The 25,413-nt window shown below is 65.4% G+C and carries 19 protein-coding genes, 1 tRNA gene and 3 pseudogenes; 16 read left to right on the top strand and 7 right to left on the bottom strand.

Annotation, left to right across the window (positions count from 1 at the left end; translation table 11 throughout):
- Window positions 1–579: 579 nt before the first annotated feature.
- Window positions 580–1,488 (bottom strand): RNA polymerase sigma factor RpoH, encoded by a 909-nt coding sequence (gene rpoH, locus MWN34_RS06175; protein WP_247027668.1) that lies wholly within the window; start codon window positions 1,486–1,488, stop codon window positions 580–582.
- A 166-nt stretch (window positions 1,489–1,654) separates the two neighbouring features.
- On the bottom strand, window positions 1,655–2,665 hold the full coding sequence (locus MWN34_RS06180; RefSeq protein WP_247027670.1) for an RluA family pseudouridine synthase: 1,011 nt from the start codon (window positions 2,663–2,665) through the stop codon (window positions 1,655–1,657).
- Between MWN34_RS06180 and MWN34_RS06185 the strand changes: the two genes are divergently transcribed.
- The 4 genes from MWN34_RS06185 (at window position 2,664) to MWN34_RS06200 (ending at window position 5,088) form a co-directional block, all read left to right on the top strand.
- Window positions 2,664–3,062: a hypothetical protein gene (locus MWN34_RS06185; protein WP_247027672.1), complete on the top strand. Its 399-nt coding sequence runs from the start codon at window positions 2,664–2,666 to the stop codon at window positions 3,060–3,062. The genes MWN34_RS06180 and MWN34_RS06185 overlap by 2 nt on opposite strands.
- A 108-nt stretch (window positions 3,063–3,170) precedes the next feature.
- Window positions 3,171–3,245: transfer RNA gene (locus MWN34_RS06190), tRNA-Glu, on the top strand.
- Between the two features lie 88 nt (window positions 3,246–3,333).
- Window positions 3,334–4,320 carry a DUF6538 domain-containing protein gene (locus tag MWN34_RS06195; protein WP_247027674.1) on the top strand — a complete coding sequence of 329 codons (987 nt, stop codon included), beginning with the start codon at window positions 3,334–3,336 and terminating at the stop codon, window positions 4,318–4,320.
- A 174-nt stretch (window positions 4,321–4,494) separates the two neighbouring features.
- Window positions 4,495–5,088 carry an IS5 family transposase gene (locus MWN34_RS06200; RefSeq protein ID WP_247027676.1) on the top strand — a complete coding sequence of 198 codons (594 nt, stop codon included), beginning with the start codon at window positions 4,495–4,497 and terminating at the stop codon, window positions 5,086–5,088.
- Window positions 5,089–5,564: 476 nt separating this feature from the next.
- Here the strand turns inward: MWN34_RS06200 and MWN34_RS06205 are convergent, their stop codons facing one another.
- Window positions 5,565–6,494 (bottom strand): LysR substrate-binding domain-containing protein, encoded by a 930-nt coding sequence (locus MWN34_RS06205; RefSeq protein WP_247027678.1) that lies wholly within the window; start codon window positions 6,492–6,494, stop codon window positions 5,565–5,567.
- Window positions 6,495–7,352: 858 nt separating this feature from the next.
- Between MWN34_RS06205 and MWN34_RS19765 the strand changes: the two are divergent.
- The 9 genes and pseudogenes from MWN34_RS19765 to MWN34_RS06240 all read left to right on the top strand — a co-directional run.
- Window positions 7,353–7,535: pseudogene (locus MWN34_RS19765) on the top strand (thiolase); the annotation flags it as partial.
- 88 nt (window positions 7,536–7,623) lie between these two features.
- Window positions 7,624–7,974 (top strand): annotated as a pseudogene (locus tag MWN34_RS19770) (thiolase C-terminal domain-containing protein); the annotation flags it as partial.
- 19 nt (window positions 7,975–7,993) lie between these two features.
- Window positions 7,994–8,362 carry a Zn-ribbon domain-containing OB-fold protein gene (locus MWN34_RS19775; protein WP_425532063.1) on the top strand — a complete coding sequence of 123 codons (369 nt, stop codon included), beginning with the start codon at window positions 7,994–7,996 and terminating at the stop codon, window positions 8,360–8,362.
- On the top strand, window positions 8,259–8,711 hold the full coding sequence (locus MWN34_RS06215; RefSeq protein WP_247027682.1) for a MaoC/PaaZ C-terminal domain-containing protein: 453 nt from the start codon (window positions 8,259–8,261) through the stop codon (window positions 8,709–8,711). The genes MWN34_RS19775 and MWN34_RS06215 overlap by 104 nt, the downstream gene beginning before the upstream one ends.
- 32 nt (window positions 8,712–8,743) lie before the next feature.
- Window positions 8,744–9,452, top strand: a pseudogene (locus MWN34_RS06220) (SDR family oxidoreductase).
- 125 nt (window positions 9,453–9,577) lie between these two features.
- A complete protein-coding gene (locus MWN34_RS06225) occupies window positions 9,578–10,531 on the top strand; it encodes an ABC transporter substrate-binding protein (RefSeq protein WP_247027684.1) in 954 nt (317 codons plus the stop codon).
- Window positions 10,532–10,647: 116 nt separating this feature from the next.
- Window positions 10,648–12,402, top strand: coding sequence for an ABC transporter permease (locus tag MWN34_RS06230; RefSeq protein ID WP_247027686.1), 1,755 nt, complete (start codon window positions 10,648–10,650; stop codon window positions 12,400–12,402).
- Window positions 12,399–13,490, top strand: coding sequence for an ABC transporter ATP-binding protein (locus MWN34_RS06235; RefSeq protein ID WP_247027688.1), 1,092 nt, complete (start codon window positions 12,399–12,401; stop codon window positions 13,488–13,490). The genes MWN34_RS06230 and MWN34_RS06235 overlap by 4 nt, the downstream gene beginning before the upstream one ends.
- A gap of 9 nt (window positions 13,491–13,499) precedes the next feature.
- Window positions 13,500–14,303: an enoyl-CoA hydratase gene (locus MWN34_RS06240; protein ID WP_247027690.1), complete on the top strand. Its 804-nt coding sequence runs from the start codon at window positions 13,500–13,502 to the stop codon at window positions 14,301–14,303.
- A 75-nt stretch (window positions 14,304–14,378) separates the two neighbouring features.
- Here MWN34_RS06240 and MWN34_RS06245 read toward each other — a convergent pair whose 3' ends face one another.
- Window positions 14,379–15,593 (bottom strand): CaiB/BaiF CoA transferase family protein, encoded by a 1,215-nt coding sequence (locus MWN34_RS06245; protein ID WP_247027692.1) that lies wholly within the window; start codon window positions 15,591–15,593, stop codon window positions 14,379–14,381.
- A gap of 304 nt (window positions 15,594–15,897) precedes the next feature.
- On the opposite strand from MWN34_RS06245, the gene MWN34_RS06250 reads away from it, so the two are divergent.
- The 3 genes from MWN34_RS06250 (at window position 15,898) to MWN34_RS06260 (ending at window position 20,194) form a co-directional block, all read left to right on the top strand.
- Window positions 15,898–17,481 carry a malonate--CoA ligase gene (locus tag MWN34_RS06250; RefSeq protein ID WP_247027694.1) on the top strand — a complete coding sequence of 528 codons (1,584 nt, stop codon included), beginning with the start codon at window positions 15,898–15,900 and terminating at the stop codon, window positions 17,479–17,481.
- A 338-nt stretch (window positions 17,482–17,819) separates the two neighbouring features.
- The gene (locus tag MWN34_RS06255; protein WP_247027696.1) at window positions 17,820–18,200 is read left to right on the top strand and encodes a hypothetical protein; all 381 of its coding nucleotides are present in this window, start codon (window positions 17,820–17,822) and stop codon (window positions 18,198–18,200) included.
- A complete protein-coding gene (locus tag MWN34_RS06260; protein ID WP_247027698.1) occupies window positions 18,197–20,194 on the top strand; it encodes a pyrroloquinoline quinone-dependent dehydrogenase in 1,998 nt (665 codons plus the stop codon). Before MWN34_RS06255 ends, MWN34_RS06260 begins: the two co-directional genes overlap by 4 nt.
- A gap of 99 nt (window positions 20,195–20,293) precedes the next feature.
- Here MWN34_RS06260 and MWN34_RS06265 read toward each other — a convergent pair whose 3' ends face one another.
- From MWN34_RS06265 to MWN34_RS06275, 3 genes are all read right to left on the bottom strand, one after another.
- Window positions 20,294–22,453 (bottom strand): xanthine dehydrogenase family protein molybdopterin-binding subunit, encoded by a 2,160-nt coding sequence (locus MWN34_RS06265; RefSeq protein WP_247027700.1) that lies wholly within the window; start codon window positions 22,451–22,453, stop codon window positions 20,294–20,296.
- Between the two features lie 10 nt (window positions 22,454–22,463).
- Window positions 22,464–22,916 (bottom strand): (2Fe-2S)-binding protein, encoded by a 453-nt coding sequence (locus tag MWN34_RS06270; RefSeq protein WP_247027702.1) that lies wholly within the window; start codon window positions 22,914–22,916, stop codon window positions 22,464–22,466.
- 207 nt (window positions 22,917–23,123) lie between these two features.
- A complete protein-coding gene (locus tag MWN34_RS06275; RefSeq protein WP_247027704.1) occupies window positions 23,124–25,310 on the bottom strand; it encodes a histidine kinase dimerization/phosphoacceptor domain -containing protein in 2,187 nt (728 codons plus the stop codon).
- Window positions 25,311–25,413 lie beyond the last annotated feature (103 nt).

Genomic DNA, 25,413 nt, shown 5'->3' on the forward strand with positions numbered 1-25,413 from the left:
CCGGCGTGACCTTCTGAGGCGGGACGAGTGAGGGAAGGATGGCGCGAGGGGGGGCATATGTCAAGGAATATATTCCTCACACATCAATGCCCGGCCGCGGAGAGGCGGGAGACCTGCGCCCGCAGCCCGATGCGATCCCGGCTCATCCGTCCTCCCGGCCGCAGCCGCAATCGCGAGGCGGGATCAGGTACGGCCGGGTGGCCCTGTCTGGAGAGCCGGGCGAGCGGGGGCGCAGGTTCCCGAAGGCCCATGCGATCCCGGCCCTGCGCTGCGCGCCGGGCCGGGCCGGGCCGGGATGACGGCGGGTGGTGAGGGGCAGGCAAGGCAAGGCAAGGCATAGCGGGTGGCCTGCGCGTCGTTGGACGGTGTGTCCGGCCCGGCCTCGGTTCATCCGTCATACCGGCCGCAGCCGCAACCGCGAGGCGGGATCAGGTACGGCGGGTGCCCGGTCTGGAGAACCGGACGCGCGGGGGCGCATGTTCCCGGAGGCCCACACGATCCCGGCCCGGCCCTGCGCACCGGACGGGATCGCGGGTGGCAGGAGAATCGAGGGCCGTCTGCCCGATGTCGCCGGCGCGCCTACGCCGCCGGCGATGTTTCCCGTGCCGCCGGGGCTTCCATCTTCTGCACGCGGTCGATCACCGCCTTCTGCACCTTCTCGAAGGCTCGCACCTCGATCTGGCGGACGCGCTCGCGCGAGACGCCGAATTCGGAGGCGAGGTCCTCCAGCGTCATCGGGTCGTCGCTCAGGCGGCGGGCCTCGAAGATGCGGCGCTCGCGATCGTTCAGCACCGAGAGCGCGCCCGACAGTGCCGTGCGGCGATTGTCCAGCTCCTCGTGCTCGACCAGCGAGCTTTCCTGGCTCTCGCGATCGTCGGCGAGCCAGTCCTGCCATTCGCCGCCGCCCTCGACATCGCCGCGGATGGGCGCGTTGAGCGAGGAATCGCCGCCGAGCCGGCGGTTCATGTCGATCACGTCCTGCTCGGAGACGCCGAGCTTGGTCGCGATAGTGGCGACCTGGTCGGGGCGCAGGTCGCCTTCCTCCAGCGCCGAGATCTGGCTCTTGGCCTTGCGAAGATTGAAGAAAAGCTTCTTTTGCGCCGCCGTGGTGCCCATCTTCACAAGGCTCCAGGACCGCAGGATGTATTCCTGGATCGAGGCCTTGATCCACCACATCGCATAGGTGGCGAGGCGGAAGCCCTTTTCGGGCTCGAACCGCTTCACCGCCTGCATCAGCCCGACATTTCCCTCGGAAATGACCTCGGAAATCGGCAGCCCATAGCCGCGATAGCCCATCGCGATCTTGGCGACGAGGCGCAGATGGCTGGTGACGAGGCGCTGGGCGGCCTCGGGATCCTCATGCTCGCGCCAGCGCTTGGCGAGCATGTATTCCTCCTGCGGCTCCAGCATCGGAAACCGCCGGATTTCCTCCAGATAGCGGGACAGACCGCCTTCCGCGGAAGGAATAGACATTGCGGAACGGGCCATGTAGCACCCTCCTTCATCCGTCCGAAGGCCCCCTCACCGGGCAGCCTGTGAGCGGCCGCATTCAGCCGACCGCCGATGCATCATACAGGAACGGACACAAAAGGCGAAAGCGCAACGTCAGGACGGTCACGATGGCTTGAGATGTGCCGTCTTGCGGCCGGAAGGCTCACTTTTCCATGCCGGCGAGCGCCGCCTCCAGTGCCGCGAGATCGGGCGGGAGCGGGCTTTCGAAGCTGAGGAAGGCGCCGGTCGCCGGATGCTCGAAGCCGAGCCGGGCGGCATGGAGCGCCTGTCGGCCGAGCCCCTCCAGCGCCGTGCGCGCCTCGGGGGAAAGCCGCGCGGCCTTGGTCTTGTGGCCGGTGGCGTAGGTTTCGTCGCCGAGCAGCGGATGGCCGATATGGGCCATATGCACGCGGATCTGGTGGGTGCGCCCGGTCTCGAGCCGGCAGGCGATGCGGCAGGCCAGCGGACGGTTGCCGGCATCGAGGAACACCGCCTCCCGCTCCCAATGGGTGATGGCGAAGCGCCCGCCGGCCCGCACCGCCATGCGGTCGCGCGCGATGGGATGGCGGTCGATCGGCGCGTCCACCGTGCCGCGCGGCATCTCCGGGGCGCCCCAGGCGAAGGCGACATAGGCCCGTTCCAGCGGGCCGGTGCGGCCATGGTCGGCGAACTGGGCGGCCAGCGCGCGATGGGCGGCGTCGTTCTTCGCCACTACCAGCAGGCCGGACGTGTCCTTGTCCAGCCGATGCACGATGCCGGGCCGGCGCACCCCGCCGACGCCGGAAAGACTGGCGCCGCAATGGTGGAGAAGCGCGTTCACCAGCGTGCCGTCCGGGTTGCCGGGCGCGGGATGGACGACCATGCCGGCGGGCTTGTCGACGACGATGAGGTCGTCATCCTCATAGGCGATGACCAGCGGGATCGCCTGGGGCAGGGGCGCGGCCGGCTCCGGCGGCGGCAGGGTGAGCTCGAAGCGATCGCCGGCCGCCGCCTTGGCCGAACCGCCCGCGACCGGCTGGCCGAGCCGCGCGAGATGGCCGGCCGCGATCAGCGCCTGGATGCGCGTGCGGCTGAGGTCCGGCAAATGGCGCGCCAGCACGCGATCGAGCCTCTGGCCTTCATCCTGCGGCGCGACGGTGATAGTGACGGTCTCGCCCGCATCGGATGCGGGCATGTCGTCCTCCACCTCTTCCAGGGGGACGCCGTTCAGCGATTCCTCCGACGGTGCATTCATGACCCCTCCCGATTCTGACGAGAAGCTGGACCCCGCGCAGGAGCGCGTGCTGCGCAAGCTGCGTGGTTTTGCGGCGTTTTCCGGCCTGCTGATGGCCTTCGGCTTTCTCGCCCTGTTCGGTGCCATCGGATACAGGGTCGTGAGCGGTTGGAAAAGCACGCCGGCGACTATAGAGGGCACGATTCGCCTGCCGAAGGATGCCCGCGTGCTGTCGGCGTCGCTGTCGGAAGGCACGATCGCTGTGACGATCGAGCGGCAGGGCGCGGTCGAGACCCGCTTTTTCGATATCAAGGACCATACCCCACGGGGCACCATCGGCTATGCGGCGGAGCCGTGAAACGGCGTGACCGGTTATCCCCAGCCTGAGGTGCGGCGGGGCGATATCTGTCTTGCGGGCACTTGATCGGCAGGGCATTTGGCACTAATAAGCCGCCATTCCGCGCACGCTCCCATCGTCTAGCGGTCAGGACGTCGCCCTCTCACGGCGAAAACTGGGGTTCGATTCCCCATGGGAGCGCCAAAGTTCTTATGAATCAAGAACTTCGGCTGCCTACAGGTCTTGACTACAGCTCTTGCCTACAGGCGCTCCTGAGTGGCAACCTGAAGCGATGGTCAAGAAACCCTCTTCAGATACCCTCTATCTGCAACGTATCGGCGCGCGCTGGTATGCCCGCATCCCCGTGCCTTACGCGCTTCGGGAGGAGATGGGTCCGTATTTCCGAAAGGCACTCGGCACCACTGATTTGCAGGAGGCGCGGCATCGCCGTTGGGATGTCCTTGCCATCGCGCGCGCCGAGTTCGAACGTAGGACGGCCAAGGCATCGGGAAACAAGACCGGGAGGCTCGCCCCACGCTCCACGGACTATGCCGCCTTTCGCGCGCGCCTTGCTGCCGTCGGGCCTCCTAAGGTCGTCAATGCGCTGGACGGGGAGGAGATGGACAATCCTGCGCTGGAGGCCATTGCGGATGAGCTGGAGGCGGCTGAGGAGCGCGGGGAGCACGTAGAGACCGGATGGAACGCCCTTTCCGACCACGTGAAGGACCGCTTGCCAGTCTCCGAGCTTCTGGACGACTACCTCGCGAAGAACCCGAAGGCGAACCCAACCACCACCGCGAATTATCGTGGAACGGTAAGCCTCTGGATAGGGGAACGGAAAGACCGGCCGCTGAACGGTGTGACCAAGAAGCAGGCTACGGAATGGCTTGAGAAGGTCTCGGAAGGGCGCTCTCGGGAAACCATCAAGCGTTATGTGAATCACATGGCGGCTCTGTGGGCATGGGCGCACCGCAAAGAGGAGGCCCCTCCTGCGAACCCCTTTGAGGGCCTCCGGCAAAGCATGGGGGTGATCGGGAAGGCGCCAGAGAGCTATGAGGCGTTCGCAGAGGCAGAGCTGAAGGCGGTCTTTGGCGTCCTGAAGGATCAGCCGGATTTGAAGGCGTTGGCGCTCATCTCGCTCTATTCCGGTATGCGACTGTCCGAGTGCCTCCGGGCGCAGCGGGAGGAGATTGAGGGCATAGACTGCTACGTCCTCGCCGCAGGGAAGACCGTGAACGCCAAACGTATCGTGCCGGTGCATCCGTGCTCAAAGGCGTGAAGGCCCCTGAGGATTGGGCGGTGGCGCTGGATGTGTTCCATGCCTGCCGCTCGCGGCGGGGCGACAAGGGGCGCGACGATCGCAAGTTCCTCGAGGTGATGCGCTATTTTACCGTGCACAACATCACCTGGCGGCCCTGCCGGCGAAGTTTGGATCCTGGAACAGCGTCTGGAAGTGGTTCTGGCGGCTGCGCCAGGCCGGCGTGTTCGAGCTGTTCTTCGAAACGCTGGCCTCGCTCAGCCGCACCGCGCATCTGGTCCAGATGTTCGATTCTACCGTGGTGCGTGCCCACGTCTCCGCCGCCGAGGCAAAGGGGGGCAGCCGGGCCACGCCGCCCTCGGGCGCTCACGCGGCGGCTTCTCCACTGAGATCCACCTCAAGAGTGGCTTCGAGGGCCTGCCAATCACCTTCCACCTGACCGGCGGCGAGGCCAGCGACAGCCCGCTGTTCAAGCTGCTGGATCTCGGTCCCGATGTGAAGCCCCGCGCGGCGCTCGCCGACAAGGGCTATGACGCCAAGGCCAATCGAGTGCTGGCCCGAGCGCGCGGCATCGCGCCCGCCATCCCGTTCAAATCAAACGAGAAGGATCGTCCCGCCTTCTTCCCGAAGGTGCTTTACAAGTGCAGGGTCCGCATCGAGCAGTGCTTCGGAAAGCTCAAGCGTTTCAAGCGCGTTGCCCCACGCTGCGAGAAAACAGAGCGCAGCTTCACCGCAATCGTCGCGCTCGCCTTCAGCTTCATCCTCATCAAATCCGTCCACACCGCCTAGTCGTGTGAGCACGCTCGGGCAGCACTTATGCCGCTCTCGCGCTCGCTGGAACAAGGATGCACGGCCTCCGCAAAGCCGAGATTATGCCGCCGTACAGCAGAGGCGACCCCGAGGCCGCCGCATTGTACGCTCACCTGCGGTGACTGGCCCGCAGCTTAAATCATAGGAAGCTCAATAACATAGGTGTTCACAGTTTCACCTCGATCGGCACGCCATCCCTTTTGCGCGCCAGGACACGCATCGGCTCTCTTGCTGCAGAATAATTGAGATAATATTCAACAACGTTCAGTAATTACGCATTATCTTAATATAATTTTATCCTAATATAAAGACATTTATCGTATTATTTTCGGTATCGATATCGGAGATATAATTTTCATATTTCTGAACCTTCTCAATCGTACATTATGGTACTTTTGAAGTTGTTAGTGGCCCTACAGATTTCGTCCAGGCATCTCGTGGCAACAACCCGTCGCTCAACGTGAGGGCGAAGCAGCAGGTTCAACCATGCACTGCCGGACAAAGCCGTGAAGCCAGTCGCGTAGTGCCGAGATGGCCGGGTCATTCCATCGGCGCGCTGGTGCGATGAAATAGTACGCGCCCAGCCGGACATTGGCCCGGCATATCTCGACCAGCTCGCCAGTCGTGAGCAATTCCCCGGCCATGAGATCGCTCACCAGAGCCACGCCTTGCCCCAGCCTTGCGGCCTCTACGGCGAGATGCCCGTGCCACAGCTTTGGCCCCTTCAGTGGGGGAACGCTGACGACCCCGGCATGCTCCAGCCAGTTTTCCCACTGCCGCGTCGAACGCTCGTGGAGGAGCGGCAGCTTCACCAGATCGCTCGCCGTGCGGATGTGCCGGTGAGCCTCGTTGAACGCCTGGCTCGCAACTGCGAGGATTCGGGGCCGGTAGACAATTTCCCCGCGCAGGTCCGGCGGAAAATTGGGATATTCGAGGTAGTTTATCTCGGCATCGACCTCCCCCTGGCTGAAGTCTGGTCGTGCGGAAATAGGCTGGAGAATGATCTCGCGGCCGCCGAGAAAACGCTCGATTTCCGGCAGTCGCGCCAGCAGCCGTCGTGAGGCAAGCCCTGCCATGCAACAGATATGAAGTGCATCGCTGCTGCCTCCCCACAGCTCGCTCGTAGCGCTGGCAATCAGGTCCAGCGCGCGGCTGAGTTGCCCGGAATAGCGCTTGCCCTCTCGGGTGAGGCTGAGGCCGCGCCCGGATTTCTGAACAAGCTTCACGCCGATCGCCGCTTCAAGGTTCTGGATATGACGCGAAACCACCGTGTGAGAGACGGCGAGTTCGTCTGCGGCGCCTCTGACCGTTCCGTTCCGGCCGAATGTCTCAAATGCACGTAACGCCAAAAGAGGCGGCAGGCGGCGACGGAAGGCCTCAGACATGGGCAGCAGCTCCTACAACGAATGAACGACCGCGTTCACGCTTTCGTTGCGCCTTAGATGACGCGCGTCGCTCGGCCCCCGTCAAGCGGGCAATAGATGCGCGTAATGCACCAATGGGCAGGCTTCAAACTGCTTGTCGGAGGGGTGAAACGACCTAGGCTCGATGGCAGGACAGATGGGAAATCTCGCGTGGCCAGCATCTCGGGCAAAGCGTCAATCGTCGGTGCATATGAGTCGCCACGCCGGCAGGCGCCGCGCCTTCACCCCTTTGCGCTTCAGATGGAATGTTTCGCCGGGGCGCTGGACGACGCCGGCATCGCGCTCTCCGAGGTGGACGGGCTCCGTGTGGTCGCCAGTGACTGGGAAGGCGGCGGCGTCAGCAGCCTCACCGAGTTCGCCGAATATGCGGGCATCACGCCGACCTTCTTCGACAGCACCGATGTCGGCGGCTGTTCCTACATCGTCCATGCCGGCCACGCGGCGGCGGCAATCGCGACAGGCCTCGCGGATGTGGTGGTCATCAGCTATGCCGCCTGTCCGCGCTGGTGGCCCCTGGACACGCCGTCCTTCGATCCCTTCGTGCTGCCGGCGGGCCCAGGCCAGTTCGAGCTTCCCTACGGCCCGACCCTGATCTCGACCTATGCGATGTTCGCCCAGCGCCACATTGCGCTTTACGGTACGACATCCGAACAGCTTGCCAAGGTCGCCGTCACCTTCCGCCAGCATGCGGCTAATAATCCCCATGCCCGCTTCACCGCTCCGATCACCATCGACGATGTGCTAGCCTCCACGTCAATCGCGTCGCCCTTGCGCAAGCTCGATTGCTGCGTCGTCACCGATGGCGGCGGCGCCATCGTGATGACCAGCGCGGAACGCGCAGAAAATTGCCGCCGCCGTCCAATTCATCTTTCCGGCTTCGGAAGCGCGGCGGCCCGCACCCAGCTCAGCCAGATCGCACCCGATCTTTCGACGCCGGCGGCGATCTCTGGCCCCCACGCCTTCGCCATGGCCGGTATCGGGCACGACGATATCGACGTCGCGCAGATCTATGACGCGTTCACGATCACGCCGATGCTCGCGCTGGAAGATCTGGGTTTCTGCGGGCGCGGGGAAAGCGGCGGCTTTGTCGATGACGGGGCATCTGACGCTGGGCGGGCGGCTTCCGACCAATACCGACGGTGGCGGGCTGTCCTCGAACCATCCCGGCAAGCGCGGCATCTTCACGCTTATCGAAGGGGTGCGGCAGTTGCGCGGCGAAGGACCGGGCTTGCAGGTTCCCGATGCCGAGGAGGCTCTGGTCCATGGGCTGGAGGCACATTCTGCGCCGCCGCTACCGCCATTCTCACGGTTTGAGGCCGCAGCGATGACGAAGGGCATGCCTCCAGTGACCGATGTAACGGCCGATCCCTTCTGGGAGGGGGCACGCGCGGGACAACTGATGATCCAGGTCTGCCCGGTCACCGGTAAACATCAATGGTATCCGCGCGCCCATTCCATCTATGCCCCCCGGCGCTTCGCCGGAATGGGTCGAGGCGAGCGGGCACGGCACCATCTTTTCGTTCACCACCATCCGGCGCGGCACAAGTGCGTTCGAGACGCCCTATACCTGCGCTCTGGTGATGCTGGACGAGGGAGTGCTCGTCCTCTCGCGACTAGAGACGGAGCCGGGTACCGATATCCGGGGGGAATGCCGGTCGAGGTCTTTTTCGGCACCGTCGCGGGAACGCCGGATCTGCCGCTGTTCCGTATCAAGGGGGAACGTCCATGAGCGTTGCCTTCGCCGCCATCGAGGTCGGCCAGCAGCTGAAATCGGCCCGCGTGACCATTACCGAGGCGCATATCGTTCAGTTCGCCGGGCTGACCGGTGATTTCAACCCGCTGCACATGGACGCTGAATTCGCCGCGGCGCACGGCTTTGGCAAGCGCGTCGCCCACGGCATGCTCGGCCACGCGTTGAGCACGGGCCTGCGCTCGCTCATCGACGATTGGGCGATCGAGGCATTCCTGGAAACCCGGCGGCGCTTTGTGGCCCCCATTTTCGCCGGCGATACGCTGCACTACGAGGCGAATGTGCTGGAGACGCGCGCCAGCCGATCGCGACCGGGGACCGGAATCGTTCGCGTCGCCCTGTCGCTCAAGAATCAGAACGGGGAACCGCTTCAGGAAGGCGAAGACGTCTTCCTCATCGGGCCCGGCGAGCAGGAGAAAGCTTCGTGACATCGCCGTGCCTTAAAGGACATGTCGCGCTGGTGACCGGCGGCGCCGGGGGTATCGGCAGCGCGATCTGCGAACGCTTCGCCGCCGAAGGCGCGCGGGTCGTCGTGGCAGATCTTGTGCTCGATCAGGCTGTCGCCCGGGCCGAGCATCTGACGGCTAAAGGGCATGAGGCCTGCGCGCTGGCGCTGGACGTGGCCAGCCGCGCGAGCTGGGAAAGCGCTGTAGCGGCGCTGCCGCCGAAATTCGCCGGCGTCGATGTCGTTGCGAACGTCGCCGGCATCGTGCGGGATCGCTCGCTGCCGAAGATGACCGACGAGGAATGGACCCAGGTCATCGACATCAGCCTGCGCGGCACCTGGCTCGGCTGCCAGGTCGCTTTCTCGCTTGTCGGCAAGAGGGGCTGGGGACGCATCATCAACACCGCCTCGACCGCCATGTTCGGTGCGTTCGGCCAATCCAACTACGCCGCCGCGAAAGCCGGCATCGTTGGCCTGACCCGGACCGTGGCGCTGGAAGGCGCGCGGCGCCAACGCCATTACCCCGGGCATCGTCGAAACCACGATCCTCAAGGGCGTGCCGCAGGAGCTGCGCGACAGCTGGATAGCAAAGATGCCGCTGGGCCGGACCGCGCGACCTTCCGAGATTGCGTCCGTCGCGGCCTTTCTCGCCTCCGATGACGCCAGCTACGTCACCGGGCAGGTGATCGTCGTCGATGGTGGCGCGACCACGGGAGACTACTGACCGCCTTCCAGAGGCGCTTGGTTCATAAGAATGAGGGGAACCGACTGATGGCAGCTTTTAGCAGACGACACGTGTTGATGGGTGGCGCCGCCGCCTTGGCCGCCTCGGCACTCCGGATCTCTCCCGTGAGCGCCGCGGACGATGCGCTGTACGCGGCCGCGAAAAAGGAGGGCGCCCTCAATCTGTACTGGGGTTCCTATGAGCAGAAGACCATCGAGGAGATCCGCGATGCCTTCAAGGCGAAGTACCCCGGCATCGAGGTGAGCCTGCTGCGCCAGGCGTCGCAGACGATCTTCACGCGCCTGCGCCTTGAAATTCAGAATGACGCCGTGCAGTGCGACTCCATCGGCACGACGAACCTGCTGCATTACAAGGACCTGCAGAAGCTCGGCGCCATCCAGCCGTTCAAGCCCACCAATATCAACATGGTGCCGGAGGCGTTCCGTAACATTGACCCTGAGAACACCTATCATGTCGGCGCCATCAGCCTGACCACGATCAATCAGTCCACCTCGGTTACCGCGCCGCCGGCCTCCTGGACGGCGCTGCTTGACGCGCCATGGGCGAACCAGATCACCACCGGCAGCCCGGCCTTCTCCGGCGATGTGGCGAGCTGGGTCGTCGCCATCCGCAAGAAGTACGGCGACGACTTCCTCCGGGCCTTCGCCAAGCAAAAGCCGAAGGTCGGTCAATCCAATGTCGACACGGTGACCGACATTCTCTCGGGCGAGCGCAAGGTGGGTTCCGCCGCGCCGTTCAGCTACTCGCTGACCCAGCAGGCGGCGGGCAACCCGATCGGCGTCACGGTTCCCTCCGATGACGCGATCCTCAATCTGGGCCTTACTGCGGTTCCCACCAAGGCGCCGCACCCCAATGCCGGGAAGCTCTTCACCGACTTCCTGTATTCGGTGGAAGTGTCGAACATCCTCGCCAAGAATTTCTGGCCGACCCTGCGCACCGATGTTCCCTGGGCCGAGGGGCGCACGCTCGAATCGATCAAATGGTACCGCAACCCGGTGGACAATCTGGCCGCCGAAGTGGCGGAAGGCATTGCCAAGTGGAAGGAAATCGTCGGCTGACATCCGGCCGGTCGCGCCGGTCCGGTGCCCTTCATGTCGCCGGACCGGTATCCACCTCGGATTGGCTCACGTCACGGCGGTACGCTGCCCTTTTTGATGAAACCGGAAATGTACCCATGGCCTCATCACGCTCGGTGAGCGCGGCGCGCTCCGCCTCGGTCGGCTATCGATGCCACCATGCGTTCCGGTTGATCGTGCTTGTCATCCTGCTTGCGGTGCTGGCGCTGCTGATCGTCCAGCCGCTCGGCTGGATCGTATTCAACAGTTTCCATGATGATGTCACTGGCCAATGGACCCTGCGCAACTATGTGCAGATCTTCACCCCCACATCGCTGTGGGCCCCGCTATTCAATTCGCTTGTTCTGGCAACGGCGGTCGCCGTCATCTCGACGCTGCTGGGCGTACCGTTGGCATGGCTGGTCGCCCGCACCGATATGCCCATGCGCGGATTCGTCCGCCTCTTCACCATGGCGGCCTTTGTCACCCCCTCCTTCATCGGCGCCCTTGGCTGGATTCTCCTCGCCGCACCCAATTCGGGCTGGCTCAATGTCGGCTGGCGGGCGCTGAGCGGTGCGGATTGGCCGCTGCTGAGCATCTACTCGATGATCGGCACCATTTTCGTCTGCTCGATCTATACCGTGCCCTACACCTTCACGCTGGTCTCCAGCGCGCTAGAGGAAATGCCGGTCGAACTCGAAGACGCGGCCACAACCCTGGGTTCCGGCGTCGTAAAGACCATGTTTTCGGTCACCATTCCGCTGGTCATGCCAGCCGTACTGGTGGGCTTTATCCTCTCCTTCATCCAGGGCATGACCCTGTTCGGCGTGCCGGCCTTCCTGCTGACGCCGAGCGGCACACTGGTGGTCACCACCAAGCTGGCCGAGTTCTACCAGCTCTTCCCGCCCGCGCTTTACATGTCTGCCGCCTATTGCATGCCGCTGATCGCGATCACCGGCATGCTGTTCTACGCCAGGCGCTGCATTCTCGGCCGGCGGCAGTTCACCACCGTGGGCGGCAAGGGACGAGCCGGGCGGAAGATACGGCTGAAAGGCTGGCGTCTGCCGGCGCTCGCCTTTGCCCTGATCGTTCCGGTCACGGCGGTCGTGCTGCCCTATATCGCCATCGTGCTCGTATCGCTGAGCCGAGCATGGGGCCTTGGGCCCATCCCCTCCAATCTCACGCTGCATTGGTATCGCTGGGCGATCTTCGAAAATGCCGAAACCCAGCGCGCCATCGTCAACAGCCTGCTCTATGCCGGGGGCGCCGCCAGCTTCTGCATGATCATCGGCATTCTGGTCGCCTACATCGTCGAGCGGAAGCTCCTCCGCGGCGCTGGCCTGATCGCCGCACTCGTAACCATCCCGATCATCATTCCCGGCATCGTGCTGTCGGTCGGTTTCTTCTCCGCCTATACGCGGCAGCCGCTGACCCTCTACGGCACGGCCACCATCATCATTGCGGCCTTCGTGGCGACGTTCCTGCCGATCGCCTATTCGCAGGCCGGGTCGATCCTCAAGGGCATAAGCCCCGATCTCGAACGCGCGGCGCGCAGCGTCGGCGCCACAGAGGCCCGCACCTTCGCCTCCATCACCGCGCCGCTGATGCGTGGCGGGCTCGTCGCGGGCTGGCTGCTGGTCTTCATCCCGATCATGCGGGAGTTGTCGGTGGCGATCTTCCTCGTCTCTCCCCGGACCAATGTCATGACGACCTTGATCTACAACTACAAGGACGGGGGCAATTATGAGGCCGTCTGCGCCGCCAGCGCCCTGCTCCTGTTTGCCACGCTCATCGTCGTCCTTCTCGCGCGTTTCGTCACCGAGGGCGCCGCCTATCGCCGCCGCAACGCGGCCAGCCTCGGAGCTGTCCCATGAGCGATATCGACATTCGCCAACTGTCCAAGTCTTACGGTGCCTACCAGGCCCTCAAGTCTATCGATCTGCATATTCCCGATGGCGCCCTGCTGGCACTGCTGGGGCCTTCGGGATGCGGCAAGTCGACGACACTGCAACTGCTGGCCGGCTTCGACACGCCGAGCGGCGGCGAGATCCGCGCCGGCGGGGAGCTCATCTCCAGCCCGCAGCGCGTTGTTCCCCCCGAGCGGCGGGGCATCTCGCTGGTTTTTCAGAACTACGCCGTCTGGCCGCACAAGACGGTCGCGGAGAATGTCGCCTTCGGGCTGCAACTGCGAAAGCTGGCGCGTGCCGAGCTTGAGGCGCGGCTCTCCCGGGCGCTAGAAGCCGTGCGTCTTACGCCGCTGCGCGATCGCTATCCCTTTGAGCTTTCCGGCGGACAGCAGCAGCGCGTCGCGCTGGCGCGGGCGCTGGCCGTGGAGCCGCGAATCCTGCTGCTCGACGAGCCTTTGTCCAACCTCGACGCCCATTTGCGCGAGGAAATGCGCTTCGAAATCCGACGCGTGCACGACGAACTCGGCATCACAACGGTTTACGTCACCCATGACCAGGGCGAGGCTCTGGTCACGGCCGACGAGGTAGCAGTGATGAAGGGCGGCATCGTCCAGCAGCTGGGCTCGCCTGAGGACATTTTCGAACGGCCGAGCAATGCCTTTGTCGCCTCGTTCATCGGCAGCAACAACGAGATCCCGGGGCAACACGAAGCTCCGGGCCAGCTAAGGGTCGCGGACACGCTCCTTCACGCGCAGGATCGCAGTGGACTATCCGGCCCCGGCAGGAAGGCGGTGCTCTGCATCCGTCCCTCGCGCGTCAGGCTGGGTGAGGCCGGTGGGGCCACCAACAATCTGAACGGCGTGGTGCGTCGCTCGGCCTATCTTGGCGAGTATCGCGATGTGCTTGTCGAGATCGCGCCGAACACGACGCTGCGGGCTTTTGTCAGTCCGCATCTTCACTTTCAGCCGGGGGAGCCCGTCCTTGTGCATCTGCCCCCGGAGCACTGCCAGATCTTCGCGGCACCCGACGACGCACCGCGAGCTAGACCCCTTTAGGACGTCCCGATGACCTTTCAAGACATGGATACGCCCCATCTCGCCCGTCGGCGCGAAGGAGCCGTTGAATGGCTCGTCTTCGACCGGCCGCGCGTACGTAACGCGATGTCGGCGCGCATGGAGAATGAGCTCGTTGCCGCGCTCGCGGAGATCGCCGATGACGACACGGTCCGGGCCGTGGTGTTCACCGGCATGCGCGGCGAAAAACCGGCCTTCATGGCAGGTGCAGACATGGGCGCGCTGAGTCAGGCGGCGGATCCCGTGGCTGCCGTCGCACTGGAGCGCGAGGCGGAGCGCCTGATCGTGGCCATCGAGCAGTTGCGGGTTCCCACCGTCGCTGCGATGGCCGGCGCCTGCGTCGGCCAGGGCGCGCTCATCGCCTCAGCCTGTGATGTACGGATCGCCGCATCGTCGCTGCGCTTCGGCTTCCCTATCGCACGCACCGTTGGCAACTGCCTCAGCCTTACCAATTATGCGCGCCTCATCGTCATGACCAGCACCGCCATGACCCGCGAGATGATCTTCAGCGCCAAACTGCTTGGCGCCGAGGACCTACTTGCGGTTCGCGCGATCCGCACGGTGGTGGGCGATGACGAGATCGACGCAAAGGCGCAAGAGGTCGCGGAGGCGCTGACTCAACTCGCGCCGCTCACGCTGTGGGCGACGCGGCAGGCGCTGCTGCGCCTGCGCGACCATGGCGTGCCCGCCGATGCCGACGACGACCTGCTGGCCGCCTGCTACGGCTCGCAGGACATGCAGGAGGCGATCGCCGCCTTTCTGGGCAAGCGCACCCCGGTCTGGAAGGGCCGCTGAGCGCGCAGCGACCTACTACTTGGCCGCTAGGTTGCGGCGTTTTTTAAGCAGGATGGCGAGCGCATCCCGCATCGCTCAGATTACCGCTTCGCCACGGAGAGTGTCGATCTCTTCCGGAGAAAAACCGAAATCGGCAAGGATTTCCTCGCTGTGCTCGCCCAGCGCCGGAGGCGCCTTCTCGTCGGGAAGCGGCGTGTGCGGCATCTGGATCGGCATGGAGACGAAGCGCAGCCCCGAGCCGGCGGGAACCTCCTTGACCATGTTGCGCGAGATTACCTGAGGATCTTGCAGCGCCTCGGGTACGGAATTGATGGCGCTGGCCGGCACGTCGGCCTCGTCGAGAATCGCCAGCCACTCGCCGCGGCCGCGTGCGCGGAACAGTTCGGCAAGGATCGGTTCAAGCTCGGCATGCCGGTCGGCGCGTACCGAACCGGTGGGGAAACGCGAATCGGCCAGAAGGTCCGGCCGCTCCAGCGCGCCGCAAAGCCGCTCCCACTGCTCGGCAGTGTCGACGCAGACCGCGATCGGCTCGTCGGCCGTCGCGAAGGCCTGAAACGGAGCAATGAGGGGATGACGGCTGCCCAGTCGCCGGGGCGTTTCGCCGGCATTCAGGAAGCGGGCGATCGCATTCTCCATCAGCGCCAACTGGCAGTCGAGCATTGCGACATCGACGAAGGTGCCGCGCCCGGTGCGCTCGCGCTGCTGCAGAGCGGAGAGCACGCCGATCGTGGCGAAGAGGCTGGAGCCGATGTCGCCGATGGAGGCGCCTACCCGTGCAGGGGGGCCCGCCTCTTCGCCGGTGATGCTCATCATGCCGGAAAGGGCCTGCGCGATGGCGTCGAAGGAGGGCTTGTGCCGATACGGCCCGGTCTGGCCGAAACCGGAGATCGACGCATAGACCAGCCGTGGGTTGAACGCCGCCACCGTCTCATAGCCAAAGCCGAGGCGGTCCATGACGCCGGCACGGTTGTTCTCGACGAACACATCGGCGCCCGCGAGCAGACGCGTCATCACCGCCTTGCCGCGAGGATGCTTGAGGTCGAGCGTGAGACTGCGCTTGTTGCGGTTCACGCTCATGAAATAGATGCTCTTCTCGTCCTTGAAGGGAGCGATGATGCGCGTGAAGTCACCCGCGCCCCGCCGCTCGATCTTGACCACGTCCGCGCCGAGAGCGCCCAGCAGCCATGTGCAATAGGGCCCGGCCAGCATGTGCGTGGCATCGATCACGCGAAGGCCGGACAGGGGACCGGACGCCCCTTTGTCTGCGGGAGACGTGGCGTCTGCGCTCATGAAAGTAGGACTCCTCAGAACCGCCGCCGCGCGCTGTGCTGCGCGCGACGCTTGAAGCCCAACCTTCATCAAATGCCGATAGGGGGACAATCAGCTATTTCGCCCGCGTTGCGTGCATAAGATGCACCAGTGAGCAGGGTGGGCGCCGACGTCACGCCGGTGAACCATAAGTTGAGCATCACAACGGCATCCGCGAACGCGGAGCATTTGTGCATTACGACAACCAATGGCGTAGACCGAAGCTGATGGTCGGTTGTGTCGGAGGCCGGTAATCTTGCCGCCTGCCTTCTGGATGTTGCGACCCATGCCCAATTACCTGATCGACCGCCTGCGCGCCGGCGTCACTGTCCCCTCCCGCGTCTTCGCCGAAACGGCGGAGGGCGCCATTGTCACCTATGCCGAACTCGACCGGCGCACCGCGCAATATGCCAATGCGCTGGTGGCGATGGGCCTCGCGCCCGGCGACCGGGTGGCGCTGCAGGCGGAAAAGAGCCTGGAGGCGGTGTTCGTCTATCTCGCGACGGTGCGGGCCGGTGGCGTGTTCCTGCCACTCAACACCGCCTATACGCCGCCCGAGATCGATTATTTCCTCGGTGATGCCGAACCGGCGATCTTCATCTGCGATCCCGCGGCGGAAGCGGTGCTGGCCCCCATCGCCTGCGCCCGTGGCGTGGCGCAGGTGGTCACAATGGATGCGAACGGACAGGGCACGCTGCGCGAGGCGGCCGAGGCCTGCCGTCCCAGCTTCACCGATGTGCCGCGCAGGCCCGACGACCTCGCCGCGCTGCTCTATACCTCAGGCACTACGGGCCGCTCCAAGGGGGCGATGCTCACCCATGAAAACCTCGCCTCCAATGCGCAGGCGCTGGTCGAGGCCTGGCACTTCACGCCCGACGACGTGCTGATCCACGCCTTGCCGATCTTCCACACCCATGGCCTGTTCGTCGCCATCAATGTGACGCTGGCGGCCGGCTCGTCGATGATCTTCCTGCCGAAGTTCGATCCGGCGTACATCCTGTCGCTCACGGGCCGGGCGAGCGTGCTGATGGGCGTGCCGACCTTCTATGTCCGGTTGCTGAAATCCCCCGAGCTGACCCCCGAGGCGGCGGCGGGCATGCGGCTGTTCATCTCCGGCTCGGCGCCGCTGCTGGCGGAGACGCACCGCGAATGGCGCGCCCGCACGGGCCACGCCATTCTCGAACGCTACGGCATGACCGAGACCGGCATGAACACCTCCAATCCCTATGAGGGCGAGCGCATCGCCGGCACGGTGGGTTTCCCGCTGCCGGGCGTGGAACTGCGTGTCGTGTCGCCCGAGAGCGGGGAGGTGCTCGGCACGGGCGAGATCGGCATGATCGAGCTGCGCGGCCCCAATATATTCAAGGGCTATTGGCACATGCCGGAGAAGACGGCGGCGGAGTTTCATGATGGTTGGTTCGTCACCGGCGATCTCGGCCTCGTCGGGCCGGACGGATATGTGCAGATCGTCGGGCGCGGCAAGGACCTCGTCATTTCGGGCGGCTACAATGTCTATCCCAAGGAAGTCGAGACCGAGATCGACGCGCTGCCCGGTGTAATCGAGAGCGCGGTGATCGGCCTGCTCCACCCCGATTTCGGCGAGGGGGTGACGGCGGTGGTGATCGCCCGCCCCGACGCGGCACTGGACGAGCCGGCGGTGCTGGAGGCGCTGGGGGGGCGGCTCGCCCGCTACAAGCTGCCCAAGCGCGTCATCTTCCTCGACGATCTGCCGCGCAACACCATGGGCAAGGTGCAGAAGAACCTGCTGCGCGAGCAGTATAAGGGGCTATACGGGGGTACGGGGAGGGCGACGTCAGCATGCGTTGATGCTGTTTGTGCCAGCCTATTTCGCTATCTTGACGTCTATTAGGCTCGTCGGCCGGAGATGTAGAAGCTGCGGTTGTGGTGTGCGTCACGAAAATCGCCTGCACTTCCAAGTCCTACTAAAACCATTCGAACTCAACAACATAGGTGTTCGCAGTTTCACTTTGGTCAGCGCGCCAATCCTTTTGAGGGTTTGCCGGACCTCCTTCTTTCTCCCGATGCTCCCTTGTCTATCCACACCCCATGCCGGCGCTGTGGCGCCGGGCTTTGCACCGCGCGTCGATGCGCATGCGATGCTTGCCTGATCCACGTACCGGAACCGCTTCCCCTCGCTCGCGTTTCCTTGCCGGGGCGGGCAACCAGGCAAGGCAGGAGGGGGGTCCGATGCATGATCCCACATTGGTTCACACCGGCCAGAGGCGTTTTCGGGCCGGGGCATTGATGTTCGCCCTCGCGGCGCTGGTCGCGCTGGGCCTCACGGGATGGCGCTATCTGACGCCGCTTTCCGGAGTTACGGGAGCCGGCGGCGCGCTGCTGGCCATGTTCGGGGCGTTCATCCTAGTTCTCGCCGGACTCATGCTGCTGCGCGTGCCGCGGGGCAGGTGGCGCAGCCTTTTGCTCGGTCTCAGCGCGCTCGGCGTGGCGCTGACGTTGATCGCCGAGCTTTTCCTGCATGGATGGGGGGCGTCCGTGGCGCTCGCGGTCGCCGTGATCGCCATCGCGGTCGAAATCCTCACTCCGCCCGCCCGGAGGGTTGCGTCATGAGCCGCCAGCTTCGTCTGTCATCCGCGGCGTCGTTGTCCGTGGCCGGACTTCTAGCGGCCGCTTCGCCGCTGGCGGCGCAGCCCGCCTATGTCCTGCCCGCTCCCCAACTGGCCCCGGCGCCGGCCTCCGATGCGCCGGCCATGCTGCCCCCGGCGAGCGGATCGGCCTGGAACACCTTTCACGGCCAGTTGAGCGCGCAGAAATATTCCCCTCTCCGGCAAATAGACGTTTCGACCGTGGGAAAGCTCAGAAAGGTCTGGGAATACCACACCGGCGACATGTCCAGCGGCAGTGGCGCGGTGCCGGAAACCGTCTGGTCTGCAACGCCCATCTTCGCCAATGACACGGTCTATATCGGCACGCCCTTCTACCGGGTGATCGCGATCGACCCCGCGAGCGGGAAGGAGAAGTGGACCTTCGACACCAAGTCCACGCTCAAGGCGCTGACCCAGCCGGCGCTCAAATCGCGCGGGGTCGCCTATTGGCAGGCGCAGAGCCCAACCGCCGGCGAGGTTTGCCAGAAGATCGTCTATCTCGGTACGATGGACGCGCAGCTCTTCGCGCTCGATGCCGATACCGGCAAGCCGTGCCCGGGATTCGGCAAGGACGGCGTGCTGGACGTGAACCAGTGGAACACCGTCAACGCGAAATATCCGCTGTCCCTGCTGCAGCCGCCGACCGTGATCGGCGATCATCTCGTGCTGGGCTGGGCGGGCAAGGACTGGGCGTATCAGGAAGCGCCGCCGGGCTCGCTGTTCTCCCTCAATGCCCGGACCGGCGCGCTGGAATGGACGTTCCGGCCGATCCCCGACGATGTCGCCGCGCAGACCGGCACCGCGAATGTGTGGACCGGCGTCTCCTATGACGACAAGCTCGGACTGGTCTATGTGCCCGTTTCCTCGCCTTCGCCCAATTACTGGGGCGGAAACCGGACGAAGCCCATTCCGCTCGCCACCTCCACCACCGCCCTCGACATCAACACCGGCAAGGTGGTCTGGTCGCGGCAGTGGGTGCATCACGACATCTGGGACTACGACATCAATTCGGCCCCGACCCTGATGGACCTCACGGTGGACGGCAAGCCGGTGCCGGCGCTCGTGCAGGCCAGCAAGATGGGCTTCCTGTTCGTGGTGGACCGTCGCACCGGCGCCGATGTGTGGCCGATCGAGGAGCGCCCGGTGCCGCAGGGAAACGTGGCGGGAGAGGTCTATTCGCCGACCCAGCCCTTCCCCACCAAGCCGGCGCCGCTGCTCGACCAGTCGAAGAAGCCGCCGATCTGGACGGTGGCGAACATTGTCGGGCTCGGCTCCTGCTCGCGCATGTGGAAGAACCTGAACTATGAGGGCATGTACACCCCGCCCACCACGACCAGGGAGGGCACGCTCACCTATCCGGACAGCGCGGGCGGCGTGCAGTGGGGCGGGGTCGCCTTCGATCCCGAAACCCAGACGGCGGTCGTCAACACCTCGCATATCGTGCAGGCGCTGAAGCTCTGGGCCCGCGCGGATTACGACAAGGCGCCCAAGGGCAACGGCAATGAGAACGGCTTCTACCCGCAGGAAGGCGCGCCGTTCGGCATGTCGCTGGTCAACGCGCTGAACTGGCTCGGCATGCCCTGCTGGGCGCCGCCCTTCGGCGAACTGGTGGCGATCGACATGAAGACCGGCGGTGTGAAATGGCGGCGGCCCATCGGCGCCTCGCAGCAATGGGGCTTCTACATGCCCGAAAGCATGGGATCGCCGACCATCGGCGGACCGGCGGTGACGGCGGGCGGCGTCATTTTCATCGGCGCGTCGATGGACGCCAAGGTGCGGGCCTATTCGCTCGCCGACGGCAAGGAACTGTGGTCCGATATCGTGCAGGCACCCGCGGTGTCGAACCCGGCGATCTACGAATATAAGGGCCGCGAATATGTCGTCTTCACCGCGGGCGGCAATTCCATCCTGAAGGAGCAGGTGGGCGACGAAGTCGCGGCCTATGCACTTCCCGACTGAGCGGGCAGCGTCGGCACGCTGGCCGACCTCTCGCAGAAGCGAGGGGCCGGCCGGCGGCTCTTTCTTCCGTCGGCGCCGGCCGCTCGATGCCCGCGAGCGTCAGCCGCTTGATGCCTTGTCGAGATTGAGCGGCAGCTTTCGCAGCCTTTTGCCGGAAGCGGCGAACACCGCATTGGCGATGGCCGGGAAGGCCGCCGCCGTGCCGGTTTCGCCGAGGCCGCCGGGGCTCTCGCTGCTCTCGACCAGATGCACCTCGATCGGCGGAACCTCGTTCATGCGCAGGATCTGGTAGGTGTCGAAATTGGTCTGCTCGACACGTCCCTCGTCCAAAGTGATCTCGCCATAGAGCGCGGCGGTGAGACCGAAGACGAGGCCGCCCTCGATCTGGGCGCGCACCGAATCCGGGTTGACCGCCTGTCCGCAATCCATGGCGGCGACCAGCCGCTTGAGCTGGATGTTGCTGCCGGACATTTCCGCCTCGCAAACCACAGCAAGGAACGAGCCGAAGGCGTGCTGCACCATGATGCCCCGGCCGGTATTGGCCGGGAGCGGCGTGCCCCAGCCCGCTTCCTTCGCCGCGAGGTCGAGAGCGGCGCGAGCGCGCGGGTTCTTTTCCAGCAGGCCACGCCGGAACGCGACGGGATCCTTGCCGGCGGCATGGGCCAGTTCGTCGATGAAGCTCTCGACCACGAAGACATTGTGCGCCGGGCCGACGCCGCGCCACCAGGCGGTGACCACGCCCGGCGGTTCGTGTCGTACCCAGGACACCCGTACCGGGCCGAGGTCGTAGGGCGTCTCCTCGGCGCATTCGACCGCATCCGGGTCGATGCCGTTCTCGCGCATGCCGGGAGGCGCCCAGCGCGCCATGACGCTGGAGCCGGTCACCTTGTGGGTCCAGCCGGTGATCCGTCCGTCCGCATCGAGGCCGGCGGACAGCCGGTCGTAATAATAGGGGCGGAAGCGGTCGTGCTGGATGTCCTCCTCGCGCGACCAGACCACCTTGAGGGGATAGTCGACCTGCTTGGCGAAGGCGGCAGCGATGCCGACATATTCCCATTCGAGCCGGCGCCCGAAGCCGCCGCCGATCAGGTGGTTGTGCAGCCGAACCTTCTCCACCGGCTGGCCTGTGGCCTCGGCCGCGGCGGCCTGCGCGCGGGTCGGCACCTGCGTGCCGCACCACACCTCGACGCCGTCGGGCGTCACATGGACCGTGCAGTTCGCCGGTTCCATCGTCGCATGGGCCAGGAAAGGAAGCTGGTAGACCGCGCTCAGCTTCTTCGCGGCGCCGGCGATGGCGGCGTCGGGGTCGCCCTCCTGTCGCGCCACGACGCCTTCGCCCTTCGAGGCCTCCTCATGGCCCCGCACGATGTCGGCCTGCGTCAGCCGGGCGTTCGGGCCGAGGTCCCATTTGGCGGCGAGTGCGTCGAGTCCCTGCTTCGCCGCCCAGTAGTGATCGCCCACCACGGCGACGGCATCTTCGAGCTTCAGCACGGCGTGGGCGCCCTTGACCTTGAGCGCCGACGCCTCGTCCACCGATACCAGCTTGCCGCCCAGCACCGGGCAGCGGGCCAGCAGGGCGATCTTCATGCCCGGCAGCTTCACGTCGATGCCATAGGTGGCGCCACCATCGACCTTGTGGCGGGTGTCGACGCGCTTCTGGCTGGTGCCGATCAGCTTCCAGTCCTTGCGGTCCTTGAGCGGGGCGTCCTGCGGGAGCGGCGACGTGGCGGCGAGCGCGACCAGCGAGCCATAGGACGCGCTGCGGCCGGAGGCGGCGTGGCGCACCACGCCACGCTCGACCGTGCAGTCGGCGGGCGCCACCTTCCATTCGCGCGCCGCAGCCTCCACCAGAGCGCGCCGGGCAATGGCCGCGGGTTTGCGCAGGCCTTCCCAGTCGGCGCGGATCGAGGTCGAGCCACCCGTGGCCTGTTGGCCGAGCAGGGGATTGGCATAGAGCTTGTCGTCCGGCGGAGCGAAGTCCGGTTCGACCTGGTCGAGGCCGACATCGAGTTCCTCGGCCATCAGCATCGAGGCGCCGGTCCAGATGCCCTGGCCCATCTCGACATCGCGCATGATGAGCACGATGCGGCCGTCCTCGCTGATGCGGATGAAGGCATTCGGTGCGAACGGGCCGGCCGCCGCGGCGCGGGCCATGCGCGAGCCGAGCGGCAGGGAGGCTGCCACCACCAGCGCGAGGCTGCCAGTGAGAAAGGAGCGGCGATCGGGGCGGAAACCGGCGGGATCGGGGATACGGGTCATGTTCGGCTCCTCACGCGGCCGAGGCCTGCTTGATGGCGGCCCGGATGCGGGGATAGGTCCCGCATCGGCAGATATTGCCGCTCATCGCGCTGTCGATGTCGCCGTCCGACGGCTTGGGGTTGCCGGCGAGCAGAGCCGCCGCCTGCATGATCTGCCCGGACTGGCAGTAGCCGCACTGCACCACCTCGAGATCCAGCCACGCCTTTTGCACGGCGGCGCCGGCCGGGGTCTGGCCCACGGTCTCGATGGTTGCGATCCTGTGGCCGACGGCATCGCTCACCAGGGTCTGGCAGGAACGCACTGCCTGCCCGTCGAGATGGACGGTGCAGGCCCCGCACAGGCCCGCGCCGCAGCCAAACTTGGTGCCGGTGAGGCCGGCAACATCACGCAGGACCCAGAGCAGGGGCATGTCGTCCGGCACGTCGAACTGATGATCCTGTCCATTGATGGTGAGGGTCGTCATCTGTTTCTCCCATGGCATTCGCCCGGGCCGGCCGCGCTTCTGGAGGGCAATGGCGAGGAAAGGCGCCAGGGGCGGGTCGCGAGCAACACCTTTGAATGTTTCCATTCCATGGTGGCACAGACCGTCTTTGCATGGCAACCAAGAGGTCGGGAACGAATACTTGATCGCGAGAAGCGGGCGGTTGCGTAAGGAATCGCTTAGTCTATCTCATGCTTCGGCTATATTTGGTCGGCTATAACGCTCTTGTTCGAGCGGCAGCGTGATGCAGGTCGTCAGCCCCGGTGCGTTGGCCTTTTCGTCCATGGTGCCCTGAAGATCGCCGACCATGGCGCGCAGCATGCGGCTGCCGAAACCCTCGCGGGTGCCCAGCTTGCCGCCCCCCTGGTCGCTGACGCTGAGCGCGACGGTTTCGCCCTCAAGGCCGAGATCCAGCCGCACCGGTCCGGGCGCCCCGCCATAGGCGTATTTGGCGGTATTGAGCATGAGCTCGGTCACGATGAGGCCCAGCTTCACCGCGCGATCGGGATTGAGGTGGATCGGCTCGAGGGCGAGGGTGAGATGGTCCAGCCACGATTCCCCGCCCATGGATGACGCCAGCTCCCGCGCCAGCTCACCGAGATAGTCGGCGAGATCGACCTCTTCGAGCGCATGCGAGCTGTGGAGTTGGCGATGAACGAGCGCGACTGCCGCGACGCGCCGCTGGGCCTCTTCCAGGTCCGCATGAACATCGCTCGTGCCCGCGCCGCGCGCCTGCAGCCGCAGGAAGGCGGAAACGAGCTGCAGGCTGTTCTGAACGCGATGGTTCACTTCGCGAATGAGGTAATCCTTGTGCTGCAGCAGCCGCTCATTCTCCGCCACCGTGGCCGTGAGCTGCCGGTTCAGTTCGCGCATGCAGCGGTTGCGTTGTGCTTCGACGAGCGCTTCGACCAGCCGTGCCACGCCTTCGCGGGAGACGGTGGACCATGGGCGGGAGCGCCCGCGCACCATTTCGCTCCACGCTTCGAAGGACGCGCGGGGATTGAGGATTTCACCCGGGCCGACCTGCAGCGCCTTGTGCGGGTTGCCGGCCCATTTCACGATTTCCGGGCTTTCCGCGCGCAGCCAGAGCAGCGTCAGCGGCGCATGCCCGGCAATCTTCGTCGCGAGCAGCCCGCTGGCATGCGTCGCATAGGCGGCGGCGGGATGATGGAGCTGCGGAAGTTCATGGCTGCAGACGATCTCGCCCTCGGGAGCCCGAGCGACCCAATCCGCCAGTTCCCGAAGCGCCTGGACATCCGGCACATGGCCGGTGGCATGGACCTGATCCCGGGTGACGATGACGAACCCGTCGGCTTCGAAGGCCGAACACAGCCGCTCGGCTTGCTGTAGCAGTATGTCGAGAATCGACATGTCGCCGCCGAGATCGCGATCGAGCAGATCGAGAATGGCGCGAAGCGCGTTGCGCTCCTGCGGTTCTGCCTGTTCGTCGCGTATGCGCAGCTGCCGGGCAAAGCCGCTTGCGAGGGTCTGGGCGGCGAGGCGCCACTCATAGGCCAGCGCGCGGGGCGTGCGGTTGTGGCAGGCGACAAGACCCCACAGCCGATCGTTCACAACGATCGAGATCGACGCCGAGGCGCCCACGCCCATGTTGCGCATATATTGCAGGTGGATCGGCGACACGCTGCGCACGGCGATGTCGCTCATGTCGAACGGCCTGCCGACTGCCGTAGCGGTACGCAGCGGGGAGGGCGCGTAGTTCACGTCCGGAATGGCGCGGACGCGGTTGCGCAGATAGAGCGCGCGGGCCTGGGCCGGAATGTCGGAAGCCGGAAAGTGATGGTTCAGGAACGAGCCCAGTTCGCCGCCGAGCGACTCGCCCAGCACCACGCCGGATTCATCGTCGAGGAAGCGATAGATCATCACCCGATCGAAGCGGGTGAGCGTGCGGAACGCCTTCGCAGCCTCATCGCACAGGCTGGGCAGATCCGGCGCGGTTTCGAACAGCATGGCCGCCGTGTCGAGTTCCCCCAGCATTTCGGCGGCGAAAAGCCGTTCGGCGGGAGCGGGTTCCAGCTCGACCGCGATGCCCTGCGAGGTCCGGCGCAGCACGGCGTCGAACATCTCGCGCGAACCGCGTATTCCGGCGAGCCGCTGGCCGACGCCCGGCGGAAGCTTCTGCACGATGGCTTCGACGCTCTGGCCGAGAAGGCGTGACAAAGGCTGATTGAACCAGTCCGTCGCCAGCCGTCCCTCGACGTCGCCGGCCACGGCGAAGATGCGCAATGTCGCGCTGTCGGCAACAAGCAGAAGGCCGTGTGGCTGGATCGAGCCGGGAATGTGGATCGGCTCGCGGTCACAGGCCGAGGCGAGGAGCGCCGGGGCCGATGGTGCCATGTCGTCCGTTTGCGTCGTCATCCCATCATCACGCAGCTCGGGCTTTTCACCTCTTCGCATATTCGCAGGCGAAGCGCGATGGCTGTTCGCAGAGCGATGACGCAGGTCGACGCCGCCGCGCGGG

Origin of the sequence: Ancylobacter crimeensis (genome assembly GCF_023016805.1) — a bacterium.
GTDB lineage: Bacteria > Pseudomonadota > Alphaproteobacteria > Rhizobiales > Xanthobacteraceae > Ancylobacter > Ancylobacter crimeensis.

Bases quoted from the DNA above. Each gene is read 5' to 3' on its own strand.
- MWN34_RS06230 (WP_247027686.1), top strand. From the start codon at position 10,648: ATGGCCTCATCACGCTCGGTGAGCGCGGCGCGCTCCGCCTCGGTCGGC.
- MWN34_RS06195 (WP_247027674.1), top strand. From the start codon at position 3,334: ATGGTCAAGAAACCCTCTTCAGATACCCTCTATCTGCAACGTATCGGC.
- MWN34_RS19775 (WP_425532063.1), top strand. From the start codon at position 7,994: ATGCCCCCCGGCGCTTCGCCGGAATGGGTCGAGGCGAGCGGGCACGGC.
- MWN34_RS06260 (WP_247027698.1), top strand. From the start codon at position 18,197: ATGAGCCGCCAGCTTCGTCTGTCATCCGCGGCGTCGTTGTCCGTGGCC.
- MWN34_RS06215 (WP_247027682.1), top strand. From the start codon at position 8,259: ATGAGCGTTGCCTTCGCCGCCATCGAGGTCGGCCAGCAGCTGAAATCG.
- MWN34_RS06255 (WP_247027696.1), top strand. From the start codon at position 17,820: ATGCATGATCCCACATTGGTTCACACCGGCCAGAGGCGTTTTCGGGCC.
- MWN34_RS06245 (WP_247027692.1), bottom strand. From the start codon at position 15,593: ATGAGCGCAGACGCCACGTCTCCCGCAGACAAAGGGGCGTCCGGTCCC.
- rpoH (WP_247027668.1), bottom strand. From the start codon at position 1,488: ATGGCCCGTTCCGCAATGTCTATTCCTTCCGCGGAAGGCGGTCTGTCC.
- MWN34_RS06235 (WP_247027688.1), top strand. From the start codon at position 12,399: ATGAGCGATATCGACATTCGCCAACTGTCCAAGTCTTACGGTGCCTAC.
- MWN34_RS06240 (WP_247027690.1), top strand. From the start codon at position 13,500: ATGACCTTTCAAGACATGGATACGCCCCATCTCGCCCGTCGGCGCGAA.
- MWN34_RS06270 (WP_247027702.1), bottom strand. From the start codon at position 22,916: ATGACGACCCTCACCATCAATGGACAGGATCATCAGTTCGACGTGCCG.
- MWN34_RS06275 (WP_247027704.1), bottom strand. From the start codon at position 25,310: ATGACGACGCAAACGGACGACATGGCACCATCGGCCCCGGCGCTCCTC.
- MWN34_RS06185 (WP_247027672.1), top strand. From the start codon at position 2,664: ATGTCGTCCTCCACCTCTTCCAGGGGGACGCCGTTCAGCGATTCCTCC.
- MWN34_RS06205 (WP_247027678.1), bottom strand. From the start codon at position 6,494: ATGTCTGAGGCCTTCCGTCGCCGCCTGCCGCCTCTTTTGGCGTTACGT.
- MWN34_RS06265 (WP_247027700.1), bottom strand. From the start codon at position 22,453: ATGACCCGTATCCCCGATCCCGCCGGTTTCCGCCCCGATCGCCGCTCC.
- MWN34_RS06250 (WP_247027694.1), top strand. From the start codon at position 15,898: ATGCCCAATTACCTGATCGACCGCCTGCGCGCCGGCGTCACTGTCCCC.
- MWN34_RS06180 (WP_247027670.1), bottom strand. From the start codon at position 2,665: ATGCCCGCATCCGATGCGGGCGAGACCGTCACTATCACCGTCGCGCCG.